The following is a 21261-nucleotide window of genomic DNA, read 5'->3' on the forward strand; positions in this document are numbered from 1 at the left end:
TCACCCGTTGCCGCTCTCGTTCCTTCGCGCTCATCGACACTAGCCCTTCCACCGTGCCGCCCCCTCACGAACCAAAAGGGGACATTTGTACTTTGTTGGAAGGGGACATTACGACTTTGGGCTAACAGCCGGCGCCATGCGCTTGTCTTTTCGGCGGCGTTCAAGTACGCTCGAAGGCTCGCCCGATCCGCTTTCGCAGCCGTTTGCGCGCATTGTGCGCATTCGCCCGCCTGTTTCCGCGCTACCCGCGCCCGCAACAGGCTCACGCAGCAGGCGCTTCGCATCCGGGCAAATCGCACACGCTGCATCCACGATTTCGCAGCCCTCCTTCGTCGTCGTAGCGCTCACGAGGCCGCGAGACCGAACGGCAGTCTTGCGGTTCTGCTTTTGGCGCATCGGCGCGGTTTCTCCTCCAGTTCAGAACGACAATGGCACTCATCGTACACAAATACGGCGGCACTTCGATGGGCTCGGTCGAGCGCATCAAGAACGTCGCCAAGCGCATCGCGAAATGGCACAAGGCCGGACACAAATTGGTCGTCGTGCCTTCGGCGATGTCGGGCGAAACCAATCGGCTGCTCGGTCTCGCCAAAGAGATTTCGAGCCAGCCGAGTCCGCGCGAGCTCGACGTCATTGCGGCGACGGGCGAGCAGGTCAGCGTAGGGCTCTTGTCGATTGCGCTGCATGATATCGGCGTCGAAGCCGTGAGCTTCGCCGGCTGGCAAGTGCCGATCAAGACCGATAGCGCATTCACCAAGGCGCGGATCAACGAAATCGACGACGAGCGCGTCATGCGCGAGCTCGATGCCGGGAAGGTGGTCGTCATCACGGGCTTCCAGGGCGTCGACCCGGAAGGGCATATCACGACGCTGGGCCGCGGCGGCTCGGACACGTCGGCCGTGGCCGTCGCTGCGGCGCTCGAAGCGGACGAATGCCTGATCTTCACCGATGTGGACGGCGTCTATACGACCGACCCGCGTGTTGTCGAAGAAGCGCGCCGGCTCGACCGCGTGACCTTCGAGGAAATGCTTGAAATGGCGAGCCTGGGATCGAAGGTGCTGCAGATCCGTTCGGTCGAGTTCGCAGGTAAGTACCGGGTGAAGACGCGTGTGCTGTCGAGCCTGACCGACCCGATGATTCCGCTCGAGGAAGAAATGAAATCGGGCACGCTGATCACTTTTGAAGAAGACGAGACCATGGAAAAAGCAGTCATCTCCGGTATCGCGTTCCAACGCGACGAAGCGCGCATCGCAGTGCGCGGCGTGCCCGACAAGCCGGGCATCGCCTATCAGATTCTTGGCCCCGTGGCCGACGCGAACATCGACGTCGACATGATCATTCAAAACCAGAGCGTGCATGGCAAGACCGATTTCACGTTCACGGTCGGTCGCGGCGATTATCAGCGCGCCATGGACATCCTGGTCAATCACGTGAAAGGCCACGTGAACGCCGAGGAAGTCGTGGGCGATCCGCGCGTGTCGAAGGTCTCGGTGGTTGGCGTCGGTATGCGCTCGCATGTCGGTATCGCAAGCAAGATGTTCCGGACGCTCTCGGAAGAGGGCATCAACATCCAGATGATCTCGACGTCCGAAATCAAGATCTCGGTGCTGATCGACGAGAAGTATATGGAGTTGGCCGTCCGGGCGCTGCATAAGGCGTTCGAACTCGATCAGGCATAAGGCTGCGGGCTTGCCGCTTTCGGTCCGCGGTTTGCGGATCAGCCCGTGAGCACAACTGTCGAGCGAATCGGCGGCGCATTGAAAAAAATGTGCCGCATGATTTGACCTACGTAACTGTTCCCGTTATTATCTTGGTCTCGTTGCGCTGCCTCCCGGCGCAACGCAGATTTGGGAGACGTGGCCGAGAGGTCGAAGGCACTCCCCTGCTAAGGGAGCATCTGGGCCAAAACCTGGATCGAGGGTTCGAATCCCTCCGTCTCCGCCAAAAGCGGTGACAAAGCCCCGCAAGTTCTAGGACTTGCGGGGCTTTTTCTATTCCGGCCCATCATTGGCCGTTGGCCTATTAACAGCCAACGGCGGCCATCGGCGGCCAACAGCCCACGCCGCTGTCGTGGGGACCTCGGCGACGATCGACTAGCTTTCTTCGTGTTCGAGTGCGGCCTGCACGACATCTGCAATGGCTTTGCCTAGGACGATATGCTGATCGGCGTCGAGATGAATACCGTCTCGGCGGCTGGCCGTCGTGACCGTACCGGCGTCGAAAACCATACAGCCTTGCGCCCGTGCGATGTCGCTGTAGGCTTCTGCCAGGCCGATGCAGCGCTCTTGGCCGCCGACGAACTTCGGCATGACCGGGCCGTCGGGTACGCTGATCGCCGGCGGGACGACGATCAGCAAGGGGGGGATAGGCATGCCCGGTTCCACCGGGGCACGGCGTACAGCATCGATCAATGCGCTGATGCCTTCCGCTGAATGCCATGCGGTGTGGGAGTGGTCCGTCTGGAAATCGTTGGTGCCGAGCATCACGATCACCAAGTCGAGGGGAGAGTGCATCTCGACCACTTGCTCAAGGCCTACGATGCCGTTGCGTCCGGGCCTGAAAGGATCGTCCCATGCTGTCTTGCGGCCGTTCAGGCAGTTCTCGAAGACGCGTGCTGCGACCCCTCGCATACGTAAAGTGTTTTCCATCACGCCGGGCCAGCGCGCGTCAAACGTCAAGCGTTGACGGGTTCCGGGAACGATGCCCCAGGATAGCGAGTCGGCATACACCAGAATCTGTTTCATATGGATTGCATTGGAACAAATGAGAGTGGGGGCGCTGGTTCTCAATAAACCATCTTCATGAGTTCGAAGGCCAGGATTTTGCCCGATATCGTCGTCCAGGTTCGGACCGCGAACGCGATCAGCACGCCGATGACTCGCCGCGCACCTTCGACCTGATGCCCGGCGATCTCGTCTATCACACCTACGTTGATGCGCAGGGCAAGCCGCGTATCGATCCCGGGCCACTCTTGCTCCGCGGCGAACGGACGGCCTATCACGATGTCGACGCACTCGTCGAGCAAGTGCGCCCGGGGGTAGTCGCCTGGGCGCAGTTGAATACGATCGGCGCAGCCATTCAACAGGGCGTGGACATGGATCGGCTCGTGCTGGCCGGTGCGAGGCCGCGCGGCATGAGCAGGCGTCCAAGATCAAGCCCGTTGCACGAACGGCGCAGTCGTACGGCGCGCGCGCGTGAAGCCATGACGCAGGCCGGCGAGAATCGATTCTCCTTATTCGGAGGCAGGCAATCACGTGCCGCGAACGGCTCACGAGATCGGGAATCGCCGAAGCCGCACGGCGGGAACCGTGACGGTGCGTCACGCAGAGAGGAAAGGCGCATGCAAGCATTGATTTTCGACGTCGACGGGACGATGGCGGATACCGAGGCGGCCCATTGCGATGCGTTCAACGCCGCGTTCTCGGAAGTCGGCCTGAACTGGCACTGGGATGAAAGCCTCTATGCGCGCCTGCTCCACGTGGCGGGCGGCAAGGAGCGCATCGGTCATTATTGGCGTTGCGTCGAGCCTGAGGAGGCAGCCGGTGGCGCAATCGCTGAAACTATCGATGCGATCCATGCGATCAAGACGCGCTACTACGTCGAGCGCGTGCGCGGCGGCGCGTTGCCGCTGCGGCCGGGTATCCGCCGTTTGATGGACGAAGCGTGCGCGGCCGGCTTGGCGCTGGCGATCGCCACGACCACGACGCCGGACAATCTCGACGCGCTGCTGTGCCCGGCGCTGGGGGCCGACTGGCGCAAGCGGTTTTCAGCCGTATGCGACGCGTCGACAGCGCCGGTGAAGAAGCCCGCCCCCGACGTGTATTACGCCGCGTTGCGCGAACTCGGGTTGCCGGCAGCCGAATGCCTTGCGCTGGAAGATTCGGAGAACGGACTGCGTGCGGCGCGCGCGGCGGGTATCCCGACGTTGATTACGACCACGGCCTACACCGCGCGGCAGCGTTTCGATGGCGCACTGGGCGTGCTGCCTTACCTGGGCGACCCGGCCCGGCCGCTGCCGCACGGCATTGCCGAGGCGAAGCAGGGCTGGGTCGATCTAGACGCGCTGCGGCGCCTGCATGCGAATCAACGCAACGCCCTTGCGTGATAGGAAATGTGTTCGCCGATAAAACTGGCGATGAAGTAGTAGCTGTGGTCATAGCCCGAACGTAGATTCAATTCCAACGGGTGTCCCGCTGCGTCGCAGGCTGCGCGCAGCAGCTCCGGCTTCAACTGCTTGTCCAGGAATTCGTCGCTGCCACCTTGATCGATCCGTAGCGGCAATCGTTCTGCCGCGGCCTTGACGAGTTCCACCGCATCGTAGTCTTTCCAAGCTTGCCGATCGTCGCCGAGATAGGCCGTGAACGCCTTTTCGCCCCAAGGTACCTGGCTTGGTGCGACGATCGGCGAAAACGCCGACACGCTGCGATAGCGTGCCGGATTGCGCAGCGCGACGGTCAATGCGCCGTGTCCGCCCATCGAGTGTCCGCTGATGGCGCGCGCCTGCGTGACCGGAAACTGCGCTTCGATCAGCGCCGGTAGTTCGTCGACGACATAGTCGTACATGCGGTAATGCGTGGCCCACGGCTGCCGCGTAGCGTTGACGTAGAAGCCGGCGCCTTTGCCTACGTCGTAGCTCGGATCGTCGGCCACCTCGTCGCCGCGAGGGCTCGTATCCGGTGCGACGACGATGAGGCCGTGCTCCGCCGCGTAGCGTTGAGCGCCACTTTTCGTAATGAAGTTCTGCTCGGTGCAGGTGAGACCAGATAGCCAGTACAGAACCGGGCACGGCTGGCCGCGCAAGGCCGCGCTCGGCAGGTAAATGCCGAAGCGCATCTCGCATTGAAGGGTGGGGGAGGCATGCTTCCACACTTCCTGGTATCCATCATGACAAACGTGTCGCTCGACGCGTTCCATATCGATCAAGCCTCGCGGTAGGTGCCTTTGGCTTTGGCCGCATGCGTGGCCAGGATGTCCATCAACGCCGGACTGAGGCAATCGTACGGCTCGAGTCCTTTCTCACGCAGCGTCTTGCGCACGTCGGCCATCGCAGACGGCGGCGTGCCGCTTTCGATGATGGACGAAACGAATGCGGCGAAACCGGGCCCTTCCCAACCTGCGTCCTTCGACAGCTCGGTGTGAATGAAGTCCAGGCCGTAGAACGCATGGTCCTTGTTCTCGATGCGCCCGAACAAATGCTTGCCGCAACCGGTGCAGGCGTGACGCTGAATCAGCGCCGATTCGTCCACAACCTTGAGCTTTTCGCCGTGCGCCGTCACCGTCAGCTTGTCGCGCGGCACCACGCCCACGACGGAAAACAGGGCGCCGGCGGGTTTCCAGCACTTCGTGCAGCCGCACGCGTGATTGAACAAGACTTGCGAATCCACGCGGACCTCCACGGGATCGGTTGCGCATGAGCATCGCAAGGTACCGCCTTTGAAATCGCTCGCGCCCTTCTGAATGCCGTGGTCGACGCCAGGGTGAATTGCCGTGGTCATGATATGTCTCCTGGTTGGTATGAGGCGTGATCGCTAATGATCAGTCATCAGCAATCAGTAATGAACGACGGTGCGGATCGACTTGCCTTCGTGCATCAGATCGAACGCTTCGTTGATCTCGGCGAGCGATTTGGTGTGGGTGACGAACGGTGCGAGTTGGATTGTCCCCGCCATGGCGTCTTCCACCATGCCGGGCAACTGCGAGCGCCCCTTGACGCCGCCGAACGCAGTGCCGAGCCAGCGGCGGCCCGTCACGAGCTGGAACGGACGCGTTGAAATTTCCTGCCCCGCGCCTGCCACGCCGATGATGACCGACTGGCCCCAACCGCGATGGGCGCATTCGAGCGCCGCGCGCATGACGTTCACGTTGCCGATGCATTCGAAGGTGTGGTCGACGCCCCAGCCCGTCATCTCCACGATCACTTGCTGAATCGGCTTCTCATGATCTTTCGGGTTGACGCAATCGGTCGCACCGAATACGCGGGCGAGGTCGAATTTGCTCGGGTTCGTATCGATGGCGAAGATGCGGCCCGCCTTGGCCAGCTTGGCGCCTTGGATCACGGCCAGACCAATGCCGCCCAGGCCGAACACGGCCACCGAATCGCCTTCTTGCACCTTGGCGGTGTTCTTGACCGCGCCCAAGCCGGTGGTGACGCCGCAACCGAGCAAGCAGACCTGCTCGGGGTTGGCATCGGGGTTGATCTTGGCCAGCGAGACTTCGGCAACGACGGTGTATTCGCTGAACGTCGAGCAGCCCATGTAGTGATAAACGGGCTGGCCCTTGTAGCTGAAGCGCGTGGTGCCGTCGGGCATCACGCCCTTGCCCTGGGTGGCGCGAACGGCCACGCACAAATTGGTTTTGCCGCTCTTGCAGAAGAGACACTCGCCGCATTCGGCCGTGTAGAGCGGGATCACGTGATCGCCAGGTTTGACGCTGGTCACGCCTTCGCCAACTTGGACTACGATGCCCGCGCCTTCGTGACCGAGCACGGCGGGGAAGATGCCCTCGGGATCGTCGCCCGAGAGCGTGAAGGCGTCGGTATGGCAGACCCCCGTGTGCGTGATCTTCACGAGCACTTCGCCCTTACGCGGCGGTTCGACGTCGATCTCGACGATTTCGAGGGGTTTGCCAGGCCCGAATGCAACGGCAGCACGTGATTTCATGTCAGTCCTTTGAGCAAAAGAGGGCAAACTCAGCCGGCGCTATCGGCGGCCGCTGAATCCGTTCAACGAAGATATGAGCGCACGAGGGAGACGACGTCATCGATCGATCCTTGCTGCGCACCGTTTGTTTGCGCGACATGCGAAAACTCTTCTCGTAAGTGGCTTTCTAGAACACCAGCCATCAATCCGTTGATGGCGCCGCGCACGGCGGCTATCTGCTGAAGAATCGGACCGCAGTCTGCACCTTCCTCGAGCGCGCGCTCGAGCGCGTCGATCTGTCCTTTCACGCGGCGCACGCGGGCCAGGACGCGCTTTTTCTCTGCTGCGGTGTGTGGCATTTTTCTCGCTATCGGAACTGGGGTGCAGTATAAGGTAGCATACTGGGAGGCAGTATGAAAGCCGAGATTTGAAATAGGCGCCCGGGCTTATTCGATGACACACCGCCCTGCGTGAAATGCTTGCCGTTCACACCAGCATTGCGAGGTGCGACGCGGTGCGCGAAAATCACCGGTCATCTACGGCTGATTACTTTTGCGTAGGGGGCGGCGATGCCAATCGTGGCGTTCGCGCCATTGCGCGAACCTGTGTGATGACGGATGCGCGAATTCCGGATCGTGATGTCATTGCCGATGCGCAGGCGCGCTTCAACGCGCTCGCAAACTATCAGGTCACGCTCGAATCGAGCGCTGCGGGAGCGAGGCCCATCGCGATCAGGTATAGCTATCGCAAGCCGGGCTTCGTTCGAATGGATTGCATCCGGCCGCATGCGGGCACGACCGTCGTCTACAGCCCTGAAACGGGGAAAGCTACGCTTTGGCCTTTTGGTTTCGGCAGGTTGCCGAAGCTCGAATTCAGCCCCGACAATCCTCTCATCAAGAGTGCGCAAGGGCATCGCATCGACCAGTCCGATCTCGGTGTCCTGCTGGTCAACGTTCGTGAACTGCAACGACACGGCGATACGCAGGTCGTCGGCGTGCAGACGATCGGCATGCGCCGGGCGTTGCATGTGATCGTGACGCGTAGCCCGGGCCAGCGGGTGGCGGGTGTGTGCCGCTATGAATTGTGGTTCGATGTCGGCCTTGGGCTGCCCGTCAGGGCGGCGAGCGAGGGGGCGTCGGGCGAGCCGATCGAGACTGTGCTGATGGAGGATTTGAGGATCGACGTGCCCGAATCGCAACTCGGGCCGTTCAGCTAGTCGATTCCCCCTTACATCGGCGGCTCCCCCCACCCCCGTCTTTCTCCACCACGATGCGTTGCGCCGTATAAGGCGATCCCATCGGGCGCTCTCCCGATAGCCGAAAGCCGCAAAAGTCCCTTAGCGGACAGACTCTCGAATCCGCTGGTCCGATGATTTCTCTGTGGCACTTCATTACTACGGGAACCCGGATCACCGATCCTGAGCCGACCAAAGGTTACGCTATGACTTACTCAATGTGGGGTGTCGCGATGTGGGGTATCGTGATTGGACTGATCCTGATTTTCGGCGTCTCGCTGGTTCGATACGGACACAGTCTCCGGCAAGGGCGGGAGGCCCGCGGGGTTGCCGGAGAACGGCAACGCCCGGACGACTCGCCCTGAACACGCCTGTTCCAGACATAGAGGCCGCAATGAATATCAGTCCTCTCGCGGGCAAGCGGGCGACGCATGCGATGCTCGTCAACGTCCCACGGCTTGTCACGGCCTACTACACCGATATGCCGGATCCGTCGAACCCGGCTCAAAGGGTCGCGTTCGGTACATCGGGACATCGTGGATCGGCCCTCGAGGGCAGCTTCAATGAATGGCACGTGCTGGCCATCACTCAGGCCATTTGCCGCTATCGCAGGCAGCACAGTATCGACGGCCCGCTGTTTCTCGGCATCGACACGCATGCACTCTCGGAACCCGCATCCGCGAGCGCGCTCGAGGTGCTGGCCGCGAATGGCGTCGAAGTCATGATTGCGCAAATCGGCGAATACACGCCCACGCCCGCCGTGTCCCACTCGATCCTGGCGTACAACCGCCACCGGTCGTCAGGACTGGCGGACGGCATTGTGGTGACGCCTTCGCACAACCCGCCGGAAAGCGGTGGGTTCAAATACAACCCGCCGAACGGCGGTCCGGCGGACGAGACTGTCACCGGCTGGATCGAGGCAGCGGCGAACGCCTTGCTTGAAAGCAAGCTCGACGGCGTGCTGCGCGTGCCGCTGTCAAAGGCGCTGCGCGCGACGACGACGCACCGGCATGACTTCCTCAACACTTACGTCGGCGACCTCATCAATGTGATCGACATGGATGTGGTGCGCGGCGCGCCGATCCGCCTCGGCGTCGATCCGCTCGGCGGTGCCGGTGTGCACTATTGGGGGCCGATTGCCGAACGCTATGGCTTGAACCTTACTGTGGTCAATGAGGAGGTCGATCCGACCTTCCGCTTCATGAGCGTCGATTGGGACGGGCAGATTCGCATGGACCCTTCGTCGCCGTATGCGATGCAAATGCTGCTCGAGCAAAAAGAACGCTTCGACGTGGCCTTTGCGTGCGACACGGATCACGACCGGCATGGCATCGTCACGCGCGAGGCGGGGCTGCTGCCGCCGAATCACTATCTCACGGTTCTCGTCGATTACCTGTATGCGCATCGTCCGAAGTGGCCCGCTCATGCGGCGGTGGGAAAGACCATCGTCAGCAGCCAGATGATCGATCGCGTGAGCGAGAAGCTTGGCCGTGGGCTTTACGAAGTGCCGGTTGGATTCAAGTGGTTTGTGGATGGCTTGCTCGACGGTTCGCTGGGCTTCGCGGGGGAAGAGAGCGCGGGCGCTACCTGTCTGCGGCTCGACGGCTCGGCCTGGACGACCGACAAAGACGGCATCGTGCCTGCGTTGCTCTCGGCCGAGATCACGACGCGCGTAGGCCGTGATCCCGCGGAGATCTACCGGGACCTGACTCAGCGATTGGGTGAGCCGGCCGAACGTCGCGTGCAAGCCGCGGCGACGGCGCAGCAGCGTGCTCTACTGGCGCGGCTCTCGCGTGCGCAGTTTCCCCATACCGAACTGGCTGGCGAGAAGATCGAGCAGGTGCTCGACCGCGCGCCAGGCAATCAGGCCGCCATTGGCGGCATCAAGGTCATCACGAAGAGTGGCTGGTTCGCCGCGCGTCCTTCAGGAACCGAAGATATCTACAAGATCTACGCGGAGAGTTTCCGCGGAGAGGCGCACCTGACACGCATCGTCGACGAGGCTCAGGCGATGGTCGACGCGATGCTCGCGGCACAGACGGCCGCGCATGATGGCACCCCGCAGTAAAGCGCTGAAAGTGCGTGAGAGCGGCGACGTGACGCCGGGCACCCGCTCGCAGGAAGCCGCAAAAAGTGCATTGACGTACAGACTTGCGGCGTAGATGACGAGACGATCTCTGCTTGCCGCTTCGTTACGTCGGCGATCTGGATTACGCGCATGCTGAAGACCTCGATAAGGAAGCGATACGCAACCGGACGTGGACGGGGGGGCGCGATGGGGCAGGGTCGCGTATCGCCATCGCCATGGAATAGCACCGAGCCGGTCCGCGAAGAGCTCTTCGGCGAAGAGCGGTTGGCGCAGCATGCGCGCAGCCTCGCCCGCGCTCAGGCAATTTCGCCGAAATCGTCCGCCGGACCGCCGCTTGCAACGAGGCTGAAGGACAACGTGGACCACCTGTTGCACGCCTACGAAGCGACGATGGCCGCTGTCGCGCAGGATGAGGCGATTACGCCGGCAGCAGAGTGGCTGCTCGACAACTACTACGTGGTCGAAGAGCAGGTTCGGCAAATCCGCGACGACCTGCCGCCCAGCTACTACCGGCAACTGCCCAAATTGAGCGGCGGCCCGTTCGCCGGGTATCCGCGTGTGTTCGGAATCGCGTGGGCGTTCGTCGCCCATACCGACAGCCGCTTCGATCCGGACCTGCTGTGCCGGTTCGTCCAGGCCTACCAGACGGTGCAGCCGCTGACGATCGGCGAACTTTGGGCGGTGGCGATCACGCTGCGTATCGTCTTGATAGAGAATCTGCGGCGCCTCGCGGATCAGATCACCGATGGGCGGACGGCGCGGCTCGACGCCGACGCGATGGCCGATCGCTTGCTCGGCGTCAGGGGGCAACCGCCAGAGCCCGTTGCGACGCTCGTTGAGCGCTACGGAAGCTCGGCGTTACGCGACACCTTCGCGGTTCAGTTACTGCAACGGCTGCACGACCAGGACCCGGAGGTGACGCCCGCGGTCACTTGGTTGCACGAGCGCCTCGCCCTCCAGGGCACCACGGCGGAGCGGATCGTGGCTGCCGTGCAGCAGCAGCAGGGCGCCGCCACGCTGACCGTGCGCAATGTGATCACCAGCATGCGCCTGATTTCCGACGTCGACTGGACGCAAATGTTCGAGCGCATCAGCCCCGTCGACGAGATATTGCGTACGCATCCCGGTTTCGTGGAGATGGATTTTGCGACCCGCAACCTGTATCGCGGCGCCATAGAGGCGCTGGCACGCGGCTCACGGGTGAGCGAGACTGATATCGCGCGCCGTGCCGTCGCCGCCGCCCAGGACGCAGCGCAGCAAGCGAATGCGGAGCGCTGCACGGGCCACGACACGGACGCGCCGACCGCCGCTACGGCGCCACGGCGCGCAATGGATCCCGGCTATTACCTGCTGGCTGACGGCCGCCGTGCGCTGGAGGCCGCGATCGGCTATCGCGCCCCGGTTGCGGTGTGGCTGCATCGTTTGACGCGCCGAGCGGGACTCACCGGCTACGTCGGCCGTATTCTGTTGCTCTGCGCGCTGATGCTGGCTGGCGTGCTGGCGTTGCTGGCCGGTCTCGCACCTCACGCCGGCTGGTTGATCGGGCTGGGCGCGGCCGGTCTGCTGCCCGCGATGGATGTGGCGGTGGCGATCGTCAACCGCGGCGTCATGCGCGACGTCGGAGCGAGCGTGCTTCCCGGTCTGGCGCTGCGCCACGGTATCCCGGCCTCCTTGCGCACCGTGGTGGCCGTGCCCACACTGCTGACAACGCCCGCCGCCGTGGCCGAACAAGTCGAGCGGTTGCAAATCCATCACCTGGCAAGCCCGAAGGGAGAGCTTTACTATGCGCTGCTTTCGGACTGGACCGATTCGCCGACTGCCCATGCCGATGGCGACGACGAGGTGCTGGCGGCCGCGGCAGCCGGCATCGCCCGATTGAATCGCCTCTATCCTGGTGGACCGGATGGCGAGCGCTTTCTCCTGCTGCATCGCCGACGCACGTGGAACGAAGCGGAGAAGCAATGGATGGGCTGGGAACGCAAGCGGGGCAAATTGCATGAGTTGAACCGATTGTTGCGTGGCGCGCTCGACACCTCGTTCATGCCCATCGACGGGCAGCCGCTCGCCGTGCCGTCCCAGGTGCGTTATGTGATCACGCTCGATGCCGACACCCGCTTGCCGCGAGACACCGTACGCCGGTTGATCGGAAAGATGGCTCATCCGCTCAATCGTCCCGTTTTCGACCGGGGAAGCCAGCGCATTGTCGACGGCTACGGGATACTGCAGCCACGCGTGACGCCGTCGCTGCCGGTCGGTCATGAGGGCTCGCTGTTCCAGCGCATCTCGTCGAGTCCGAGCGGGATCGATCCTTATGTCGCTGCCGTATCGGATGTCTATCAGGACCTCTTCGACGAGGGGTCGTACGCCGGCAAGGGGATTTACGATATCGATGCTTTCGAGACCGCGCTGGCCGGGCGAGTGCCCGAGAACACGATGCTCAGTCACGATCTGTTCGAAGGTATTTTTGCTCGCGCCGGCCTCGCATCCGATATTGAAGTCGTCGAGGCGTTTCCAGCCCGTTACGACGTGTGCGCGGCCCGCCAGCATCGCTGGGCGCGCGGCGACTGGCAACTTCTTCCCTGGCTGACTGCGACGCACCGGCGCACCGATCTGGCGCTGGACGCAACGGGCCGCTGGAAGATGCTGGATAACCTGCGCCGGACGTTGACGGCGCCCGCGGCGTTTGTCGCACTGCTGGCCGGTTGGACACTGCCGTTGCCGGTCGCGCTGGTTTGGACGGCCTTCGTGGTGGCGACAATCGCATTGCCGGTGCTGCTGCCCACGCTGAGCGCGCTGGTGCCGCGCTGGCAACGTGCGCATGTGAAAATGACGGTGCGCAGCTTGCTCATCGTCTGGCTGGCCGATCTGCGGCTCGCGCTCGCGCGGCTTGGATTGTCGCTCGTCTTTCTCCCGCAGCAGGCGTGGTCGATGACCGACGCGATAGCCCGGACGCTGTTCCGCGTGCTGCTCAGTCACCGGCACCTGCTCGAATGGACAACCGCGGCCGAGGCGAGTGCGCGTGGCCGGCTCACGCTTGCCGCCACATTCGTGCGGATGCGTGCGGGCCTTGTGCTCACCCTCTTTGGCATGGCGGTGAGCGCATGGGCGGTGTGGCGATTCGGCAACCACGGTGCATGGGCTGGCGTTCCGTTCGCGGTTGCCTGGTTTGCGTCGCCTGCCCTCGCATATTGGTCGAGCCTTGCGCCGCGACCGGCGGGCGATCTCGTCGTGTCCCCCGGCGACGCGCGGCAACTGAGACTTCATGCGCGCCGGACGTGGCGCTATTTCGAGACCTTCGTCACCGCCGCCGACCAGATGTTGCCGCCGGACAATTTCCAGGAAGATCCACGGCCGGTCCTAGCACATCGTACGTCGCCGACCAACCTCGGGCTCTACTTGCTCGCCATTGTCAGCGCTCGGGAGTTCGGCTGGCTCGGCACGCTGGACGCCATCGCGCGGCTGGAAGCGACGCTCGCCACGATGCAGCGCATGCCGCGCTGCCGCGGTCACTTCTACAACTGGTACGACACCCAGGATCTGCGGCCGCTGGAACCTAGGTACGTGTCCTCGGTCGACAGCGGCAATCTGGCCGGGCATCTGATCGCCGTGGGCAATGCCTGCCGCGCGTGGGCGGCACAATCTGCCGACGCAGGCCGATGGGTAGCGTTCGAGGGCATCCGCGACAGCCTTGCCTTGTTGTGCGAAGCCGTGCGCGAGAGTGGGGGGGAGCGCACACGGGCGCCACTCTACGGCGAGTTCGATCAGGCCGTGGCGGCGCTGCAGGCAGCGCTCGCAGACGAGCGTCCGGCCGGGCCGGCCACGGACGGCAGCGCGCCGGCATGGCCTGCGATCATGGCGCTCACTGCCACGGTGGTCGATATCGTGCGCGCCCTGGCTGATGAAATGCGCCGCGATCAGGATGGCCGGCGCGAGGATGTGCTGTTCTGGGGCGCCGCGCTCGAGCTTGCGGTTCAAAGTCACTGCCGCGATAGCGCCAGCGCGTCGGACAGATCGGCCGCGCGGCTCGCGCGCTTGACGGCACTGACCGATACCGCGCTCAAAATGGCAGATGCGATGGAGTTCGGCTTCCTGCTGGACCCGGCGCGCAATCTGTTGTCGATCGGCTATGCGGTTACCGAGGGGCGACTGGATCCGAACAGCTACGACCTGCTGGCGTCGGAGGCGCGGCTGGCGAGCTTCATCGCCATCGCCAAAGGCGATATTCCCGCGCGTCACTGGTTCCGGCTGGGACGCGTCGCGACACCAGTGGCGGGCGGCGCTGCGCTGGTCTCGTGGTCGGGCTCGATGTTCGAATACCTGATGCCGTCGCTGGTGATGCGCGCGCCGGCGAGCAGCCTGATTGCACGGACCAACAGCCTGGTCGTGCGCAAGCAGATCAGTTATGGCGCTACGCTGGGCTTGCCGTGGGGGATCTCCGAATCCGCCTACAACGCGCGCGATCTCGAATTGACGTATCAATACTCGAGTTTTGGCATCCCCGACCTCGGGCTACAACGCGGTCTTGGCTATAACGCGGTCATCGCGCCCTATGCGACCGCGCTTGCCGCGATGGTCGCGCCGTCGGCGGCCGCGCGCAACTTCGAACGCCTGGGCTCGGCGGGCGCAGGCGGGCGCTTCGGCTTCTACGAGGCGCTCGACTATACGCCCGCGCGTGTGCCCGAGGGCCAGCAGGTGGCCGTGGTGCGTGCTTTCATGGCGCATCATCAGGGCATGTCGATCGCCTCGATCGCCAATGCACTGCTGGGCGGGCGCATCCGCACCTTCTTCCATGCGGAGCCCGCCATCCAGGCGACCGAACTGCTGTTGCAGGAACGCACGCCGGGCAGGGTGGCCGTCGCCCATCTGCGTGTCGACGAGAACCGAAATGCCGGCCGGTTGCGCGATGCGGAGCCGGCAGTCGCCCGGCGCCTGCTCTCGGCGAACGATCCCACGCCCGCGACCCACTTGCTCTCCAACGGCCGCTACGCCGTGATGCTGACGGCGGCCGGCTCGGGGTACAGCCGCTGGAACGATCTGGCCGTCACCCGTTGGCGCGAGGATGCGACGCGCGACGACTGGGGCAGCTACCTGTATCTGCGCGACGTCGAGAGCGGCGAGTTCTGGTCAGCCACATGGCAGCCCACCGGGGTAGCGCCGGACAGCTACGAGGTGACCTTCGCGGAAGACCGTGCGGAGTTCGTCCGGCGCGACGGCACGCTGACCACCTCGCTCGATGTGTTGGTATCCGCCGAAGACGACGCGGAAGTGCGACGGATAACCGTGGCCAATACCGGCGCGCGCGCGCGTACCATCGAACTCACGTCCTACGCGGAGATCGTACTCGCACCGCCGGCCGCCGATCAGGCGCACCCGGCGTTCTCCAAGCTGTTCATCGAGACTGAGTATTTGCCTGAATCAGGCGTCATTCTGGCGACGCGGCGACGTCGCGAACCGGACGAGCCCGAGGTCTGGGCCGCACATCTTGCGGTGCTCGAAGGCGATGCTGTAGGGCTCATCGAAGTCGAAACGGATCGCGCCCGCTTTATCGGGCGAGGAAGGGGCGTCCGCTCGCCACTGGGGCTCGTTGCCGAGGGGCCCCTCGGCAACTCTGCGGGCGTGGTGCTCGACGCTGCGTTCGCGATGCGGCAGCGTTTCTGCGTCCAGCCGGGCGCGACCGCGAGCATCGCTTTCTGGACCATCGTCGCCGAGTCGCGCGCGAAACTGCTTGACCTGGTGGACAAACATCGCGACGGCGCATCGTTCGCGCGTGCGGCGATGCTCGCCTGGACTCAGGCGCAAGTGCAGTTGCGCCACAACGGCGTGAGCCTCGATGAGGCCAGCCAGTTCCAGAGGATCGCTGGCTCCATTCTGTATAGCGACCCCTCGAAGCGGCCGAGTTCGGCTGCCCTGCTGCGCGGCATGGCGGCGGCGGCGGCGGCGGGTGGCGTGGGCGCCGCGCCGCTATGGGCGCATGGCGTGTCGGGCGATCTGCCGATCCTGTTGGTGCGAATCGATGACATTGAGCAGATGGCACTGGTGCAGCAACTCATTCACGCCCACGAGTACTGGCGCATGAAGCGGCTTGCGGTGGATCTGGTCATCGTCAACGAGCGCGCGCCGTCATACGTGCAGGATTTGCAGGTCGCGCTCGAAACGCTGGTGCGCTCGGGACCGTCGAGGCAGCAGCCCGGAGGTGCCGCGCGCGGCGACATCTTCGTGTTGCGTGCGGACCTGATGTCGAGCGACGCGCGCGCGCTCTTTCCCGTTGCCGCGCGCGTGGTGCTGGCGGCGCGCAACGGCCGTTTGCTGGATCAGTTGCAGCGGCTGGCAAGCCCTAACCCCATTGCGCCCCCCATCCAGCCGCGCGTCAGGCGCCCGCCTTCGCCGCCGCCTGTACCCGGGCCCGCCGCGAGCATTCAGCCCGGCGCCGGACTTGAATGCTTCAATGGCCTCGGCGGCTTCGCGAACGACGGCCGGGAGTATGTAACGATCCTCGGGCCCGGCCAATGCACGCCGATGCCATGGGTCAACGTCATCGCCAATCCTGCATGCGGCTTTCTGGTGTCGGCCGAGGGTAGCGGCTACACGTGGGTATCGAACAGCCGTGAGCATCAACTGACACCGTGGTCGAACGATCCTGTCAGCGACCCACCCGCGGAAGCGTTTTATGTTCGCGACGACGACACGGGCGCGCTGTGGGGGCCCCAAGCGAGCCCCGTGCGCGACAATGCCCCAGGCGCTGCGCCCTACATTGCCCGTCACGGCCAGGGCTACAGCCGCTTTACACATACCGCTGAAGAGGTTGCGCTCGAGCTGGTGCAATTCGTGCCGCTCGACGACCCGCTCAAAGTTTCTCGTCTGACGCTGCACAACCTGTCGAACCGAAGGCGCAGGCTTTCGGTGACGGCCTACGCCGAATGGGCGCTCGGTGCGTCGCGCAGCATTGCCGCACCGCACACCATCAGCGAGATCGACCCGGTGACGGGGGCAATGTTTGCTCGCAATGGATGGAGCCAGGCTTATCGCAGCCGCGTCGCCTTCGCGGATCTGGGTGGCCGGCAGACCGCGTGGAGCGCCGACAGGCGCGAATTCATCGGCCGAAACGGCACGTTGAGTGATCCTGCCGCGCTTGCCGCCGGCGCCGATGCCTTACCGCTGTCCGGAAAGGTGGGGGCGGCCCTTGATCCGTGCGCGGCCTTGCAAGCCTCGATCGAACTGGAGCCCGGCGGCATCGCGCAGGTGTTGTTTCTGTTGGGCGAAGCGGACGCCCCCGAGGCCGCACGGCAATTGATCGCACGCTATCGCGAAGCCGACCTCGACGCGGTGCTCGCCGACGTGACCGCGTTCTGGGATGAGACGCTGGGGACTATTCAGGTGGCCACGCCGGATCGGACGATGGATCTGATGCTCAACCGGTGGCTGTTATACCAGACGCTTGTCTGCCGCATCTGGGCGCGCGCGGGCTTTTATCAGGCGAGTGGTGCATATGGCTTTCGCGATCAGTTGCAAGACGGCATGGCACTCGCCATCGCGCGCCCGGCCCTGACCCGCGAGCACCTGCTGAGAGCGGCGGCGCGGCAGTTTCCAGAGGGCGACGTGCAGCACTGGTGGCTGCCACAAGACGGTGCTGGCGTGCGCACGCGCATTTCGGACGACCGCGCGTGGCTCGCCTATACGGTGGCGCAATATGTCGATGTGACCGGCGACCTGGCGATTCTCGACGTGGCCCTGCCGTTTATCGAAGGCCGGCCGCTCGCCGCCGGCGAGCGAGACGCCTACTTTGTGCCCACCGTTTCAGAGATCAGCGTGTCGCTCTACGAGCATTGCGTGCGAGCGCTGGAGCAAAGCCTTGGTCTGTTCGGCGTACACGACTTGCCGTTGATGGGTACGGGCGATTGGAACGATGGCATGAATCGGGTCGGCGAGGCGGGGCGCGGCGAGAGTGTATGGCTTGGCTGGTTTCTGTACGCGGTGCTGTCGGCGTTCGCGCCGCTCGCGCGTATGCGTGGCGATGGCGAACGGGCGGACCGTTGGATCGAGCGCGCGCAAGCATTGCGCGACGCACTCGAGAGTGCCGCATGGGACGGCGAATGGTACCGTCGCGGTTACTTCGACGACGGCACGCCCTTGGGGGCGGCCAGCAACGGCGAATGCACGATTGACTCCATTGCTCAGTCATGGAGCGTGCTATCAGGTGCGGCAAGCGCCGCGCGGGCCGAACGTGCGATGGCCGCGCTGGATAGCCGGCTGATTCGCCGCGACGACGCCTTGGCGTTGCTCTTCACGCCGCCGTTCGATCGCTCGACGCTTGATCCGGGATATATCAAAGGCTATCCGCCAGGCATTCGGGAGAACGGCGGCCAATACACGCATGCCGCCGTGTGGTCGGTGCTGGCCTTCGCGCAGATGGGCGACGGCGATCGCGCCGCGGAATTGTTCGCGCTGCTCAACCCGGTCAATCGCAGTCGTACGCGAAGCGGGGAGAGCCGCTACAAGGTCGAGCCGTACGTTGTCGCCGCCGACGTTTATTCGGTATCGCCGCACGTGGGGCGCGGCGGATGGACCTGGTACACGGGCTCGGCGGGATGGCTGTATCGGGCCGGCATCGAGGGGCTGCTCGGCATCTGCAAGCATGGCAAGGAACTGTCGATCCAACCGTGTGTGCCGAAGAGCTGGTCAGGCTTCAATGCCGTGTTTGGCCACGGCGCCGCGCGATACGACATCACGGTGCGCAATCCGCAAGGCGTTAGCCGAGGCGTGAGCAGCATGGTCGTGGACGGCATCGTGCTCGAACCGGGCAAGACGACGGTGCAATTGGTGGACGACGGTGAACGCCATAGTGTGATCGTGACCCTCGGCGCGGAGATCGCGCCATGGCCGGTGGCATCGTCCGGCGATCCCACTGGCGAGGCGCGTACATGAACCCGGGCAATGCCTTCGAGGATCGCCTGGTTGCTTGCCCGCGACCTGCTGTGCGGCGCCGGCACGCAACCGGAGTGAGGCACGAGCGTCGGTTATCTCGCCCGACCGTCGGGAGGCGAATAACGCCACTTGCTCGCATTCGAATCGATGCTGGCATCCTGGTGGACGCGCTTTTCGGCGCGTTCGACGTCGGCGCGAGCCAGATCGTCCCGGTGCTTTTGCCGCGTCGCTTGATCGCGTCGATCAAGTGAGGTGCTTACAGAATATTTCATGGATCACTCCTAAGTGGTGCGCACTGCGCAGCAAAGTGCCGTGCGGAACCGGATGCGGCGGGCAGATCAGATCGCAGGAGGGGCACGGTGGCCGTCCACGATGTCTTTGCCGAATTGAATCGTCAGCTTGAGTGAGAGCGCCGCCGTGTGCGGATCGCCATTCAGGAAGATGATCGAGTAGCGCGGCGCCGTCGCAGAGGTCGCCGGATTTGCTCCTGCCAGGGCAACTGTGGGCGTCGAAGGGTTCGAGTGCGCCGATGCCTTGACATAAACTGGCAGGTGTTCGCAGTGTGCGCGCTTAATGTCGGTGGCGCAAGCAAAAACATCCGAGCAGAAGCATCGGACGATTGAGCATACGTTTGTAGTGTACGACCATCCATAGACACATGAGGAAATGATGAAAACCCAATCTACCCGGTGGTTTCCGCTCGACCAATATGCGCCTGTGCGCGACGGATGGTATGAGGTTCAACTCGTGAGCGGGGACACAGCATTTGCGAAGTTCAGCGATGGCGAATGGACCGAAAAGCCCATGCTCGCCTTTCATCGTTGGCGAGGCTTGCGCGCCGACCCTTCCAAGTCGGGCGAACTCGAGACCATTGCCGGGGATGCCATCGCGGCGGAAGGTGTCCGAGACGCGTGGGATGCGTTCTTTCCCGGAGTAGGGGACGAGCGGCACAAACCCAGAGCCGCCGGACACGGCAACGACAATTGACGCAGGGACGTACGTTGTCGTCCCGCTGTTGTGGGTTTCCCGGCCGGGTTGCCTGCCGCCGTTGCCGGTCTCACGCGTAGCGGCGCATGAGCGGCGCTGCTGAAATGCCGTGCAGCACGATCGACACGGCGATGATGGACAGCACCCACGGAACCAGCGGCAACAATTGCGCGCGTGGCCCTTGCTCGAGCGCCAGCGTGAGGTAGTACAGGGACCCCACGCCGCGAATGCCGAACCAACTGATCAACCGGCGCTGGTGATGCGACGCTCGGGAGCCGATCAGCGCGAGTTGGGTCGCGGCCGGCCGGATCACGAACAGCAATATCGCGACCAGGCCCGCGGCTGCCCAGGTGAGCATGTCCGCCCAGTAGCGGGAAACGAGGGCGCCGGTCAGCAGAATCAGTCCCGCTTCGGCGAGGTGTTCGAGCTCGACTGTGAATCCCATGACCGACTCCGCGACAAATGCAGGCGCTTTCTCGGGATGGGTGGAGGTGGCCTCGATATCCTTGCTGTCCACCACGCCGACCGCTTCCTTCGGCGTTTTCCGGCCGCTCGTGAGATGCTCGACGCGCCGCATCGCGACGCCCGCGGCGAACACGGCCAGAAATCCGTAGCTGTGAATGCCGAGCGCCACGCCATACGACAGCATGATCAGGCCAAGCGAGAAGAATCCTTCGAGGCCGAGCGCTTGCCCGTGACGGCTGCGCAGGAACGCGACGAGCCTGGCGGTGGCGAAGCCGAGCAACCAGCCGACGCCCGCACCCGAGGCGATGCCCCATGCAATGCCGCCAACCATGCGCCAGAGCGCTTCCGAAGTCGTGCCGGAACTGCACAAAAGCAGGCCGAGCATGGCGCACGGATAGGCAGTGCCGTCGTTGATCCCGCCTTCGCCCGACAATGAGAAACGCACCCGTTCGACGTCGCCCGCGTCGCGCACGCCGACCTCATGGGCGAGCACGGGGTCCGTCGGCGCGATCATCGCGCCCAGCAGTACCGCGACGCCGAGACTCAAATGCAATACCAGCACACCGAGCGCGGCGATCGCCGCAACGGTGAAGATCATCGCGACGACGCCAAGTCGCAGCGGCAGGATCCAACGGCGATCGGCGGGCGGGACACGCAGCCGCAGGCCGACGGCGAACAGCGAGATCAGCAGGCCGATTTCGGCGGCGATGCGCAAACGCGTAACGTCATCCGGCAATGTCATCGACAGGAAATCGGCGCCGGACGGTCCGATCAAAAATCCGATCCCGAGATACACCATGGCAGCACTCAGCGGCAGGCGCTTGAGCGACGATCCGATAAGCCCCATGAAAATCAGCAGGGATCCGAAGATGAGGCATCCGATCGTTTCGCTCACTTTGAATTCCCTCCATGGATAACCTCGTACT

The 21261-nt window shown here is 63.9% G+C and carries 13 protein-coding genes, 1 tRNA gene and 1 pseudogene; 8 read left to right on the forward strand and 7 right to left on the reverse strand.

Annotated features, from left to right (window positions below):
• The first annotated feature begins 428 nt into the window (after nucleotides 1–428).
• Both C0Z19_RS24085 and C0Z19_RS24090 read left to right on the forward strand, forming a co-directional pair.
• Nucleotides 429–1679: an aspartate kinase gene (locus C0Z19_RS24085; RefSeq protein ID WP_102612363.1), complete on the forward strand. Its 1251-nt coding sequence runs from the start codon at nucleotides 429–431 to the stop codon at nucleotides 1677–1679.
• Between the two features lie 171 nt (nucleotides 1680–1850).
• Nucleotides 1851–1944: transfer RNA gene (locus tag C0Z19_RS24090), tRNA-Ser, on the forward strand.
• 149 nt (nucleotides 1945–2093) lie between these two features.
• Here C0Z19_RS24090 and C0Z19_RS24095 read toward each other — a convergent pair.
• Nucleotides 2094–2744 (reverse strand): SGNH/GDSL hydrolase family protein, encoded by a 651-nt coding sequence (locus tag C0Z19_RS24095; RefSeq protein WP_102612364.1) that lies wholly within the window; start codon nucleotides 2742–2744, stop codon nucleotides 2094–2096.
• 143 nt (nucleotides 2745–2887) lie between these two features.
• Here C0Z19_RS24095 and C0Z19_RS29190 point away from each other — a divergent pair.
• A pseudogene (locus C0Z19_RS29190) lies at nucleotides 2888–3157 on the forward strand (hypothetical protein); the annotation flags it as partial.
• Between the two features lie 183 nt (nucleotides 3158–3340).
• Nucleotides 3341–4105: an HAD family hydrolase gene (locus tag C0Z19_RS24100; protein WP_102612402.1), complete on the forward strand. Its 765-nt coding sequence runs from the start codon at nucleotides 3341–3343 to the stop codon at nucleotides 4103–4105.
• On the opposite strand, the gene fghA is transcribed toward C0Z19_RS24100, so the two are convergent.
• The 4 genes from fghA to frmR form a co-directional block, all read right to left on the reverse strand.
• The gene (gene fghA / locus C0Z19_RS24105) at nucleotides 4084–4914 is read right to left on the reverse strand and encodes an S-formylglutathione hydrolase (protein WP_102612365.1); all 831 of its coding nucleotides are present in this window, start codon (nucleotides 4912–4914) and stop codon (nucleotides 4084–4086) included. The two genes, C0Z19_RS24100 and fghA, sit on opposite strands and share 22 nt — an antisense overlap.
• Before the next feature lie 5 nt (nucleotides 4915–4919).
• A complete protein-coding gene (gfa, locus tag C0Z19_RS24110; RefSeq protein ID WP_102612366.1) occupies nucleotides 4920–5495 on the reverse strand; it encodes an S-(hydroxymethyl)glutathione synthase in 576 nt (191 codons plus the stop codon).
• A 54-nt stretch (nucleotides 5496–5549) separates the two neighbouring features.
• Nucleotides 5550–6659: an S-(hydroxymethyl)glutathione dehydrogenase/class III alcohol dehydrogenase gene (locus C0Z19_RS24115; RefSeq protein ID WP_102612367.1), complete on the reverse strand. Its 1110-nt coding sequence runs from the start codon at nucleotides 6657–6659 to the stop codon at nucleotides 5550–5552.
• A gap of 62 nt (nucleotides 6660–6721) precedes the next feature.
• Nucleotides 6722–6997, reverse strand: coding sequence for a formaldehyde-responsive transcriptional repressor FrmR (gene frmR, locus C0Z19_RS24120; protein ID WP_102612368.1), 276 nt, complete (start codon nucleotides 6995–6997; stop codon nucleotides 6722–6724).
• Between the two features lie 251 nt (nucleotides 6998–7248).
• Here frmR and C0Z19_RS24125 point away from each other — a divergent pair, with 251 nt between their 5' ends.
• The 3 genes from C0Z19_RS24125 (at nucleotide 7249) to C0Z19_RS24140 (ending at nucleotide 18883) form a co-directional block, all read left to right on the forward strand.
• Nucleotides 7249–7854: a LolA-like protein gene (locus C0Z19_RS24125; RefSeq protein WP_146012134.1), complete on the forward strand. Its 606-nt coding sequence runs from the start codon at nucleotides 7249–7251 to the stop codon at nucleotides 7852–7854.
• Nucleotides 7855–8266: 412 nt separating this feature from the next.
• Nucleotides 8267–9940, forward strand: coding sequence for a phosphoglucomutase (alpha-D-glucose-1,6-bisphosphate-dependent) (gene pgm / locus C0Z19_RS24135; RefSeq protein ID WP_102612371.1), 1674 nt, complete (start codon nucleotides 8267–8269; stop codon nucleotides 9938–9940).
• Between the two features lie 207 nt (nucleotides 9941–10147).
• Entirely contained in the window at nucleotides 10148–18883 is an 8736-nt protein-coding gene (locus C0Z19_RS24140; protein WP_102612372.1) for a glycoside hydrolase family 94 protein, read from the forward strand.
• Between the two features lie 92 nt (nucleotides 18884–18975).
• On the opposite strand, the gene C0Z19_RS24145 is transcribed toward C0Z19_RS24140, so the two are convergent.
• On the reverse strand, nucleotides 18976–19155 hold the full coding sequence (locus C0Z19_RS24145) for a hypothetical protein (protein WP_102612373.1): 180 nt from the start codon (nucleotides 19153–19155) through the stop codon (nucleotides 18976–18978).
• A gap of 397 nt (nucleotides 19156–19552) precedes the next feature.
• Between C0Z19_RS24145 and C0Z19_RS24150 the strand changes: the two genes are divergently transcribed.
• Nucleotides 19553–19870: a hypothetical protein gene (locus tag C0Z19_RS24150; protein WP_102612403.1), complete on the forward strand. Its 318-nt coding sequence runs from the start codon at nucleotides 19553–19555 to the stop codon at nucleotides 19868–19870.
• 70 nt (nucleotides 19871–19940) lie between these two features.
• Here the strand turns inward: C0Z19_RS24150 and C0Z19_RS24155 are convergent, their stop codons facing one another.
• Nucleotides 19941–21230: a cation:proton antiporter gene (locus C0Z19_RS24155; RefSeq protein ID WP_102612374.1), complete on the reverse strand. Its 1290-nt coding sequence runs from the start codon at nucleotides 21228–21230 to the stop codon at nucleotides 19941–19943.
• Between the last annotated feature and the right edge of the window lie 31 nt (nucleotides 21231–21261).

The sequence above is a fragment of the Trinickia soli genome (assembly GCF_002879855.1).
Classification (GTDB): Bacteria; Pseudomonadota; Gammaproteobacteria; order Burkholderiales; family Burkholderiaceae; genus Trinickia; species Trinickia soli.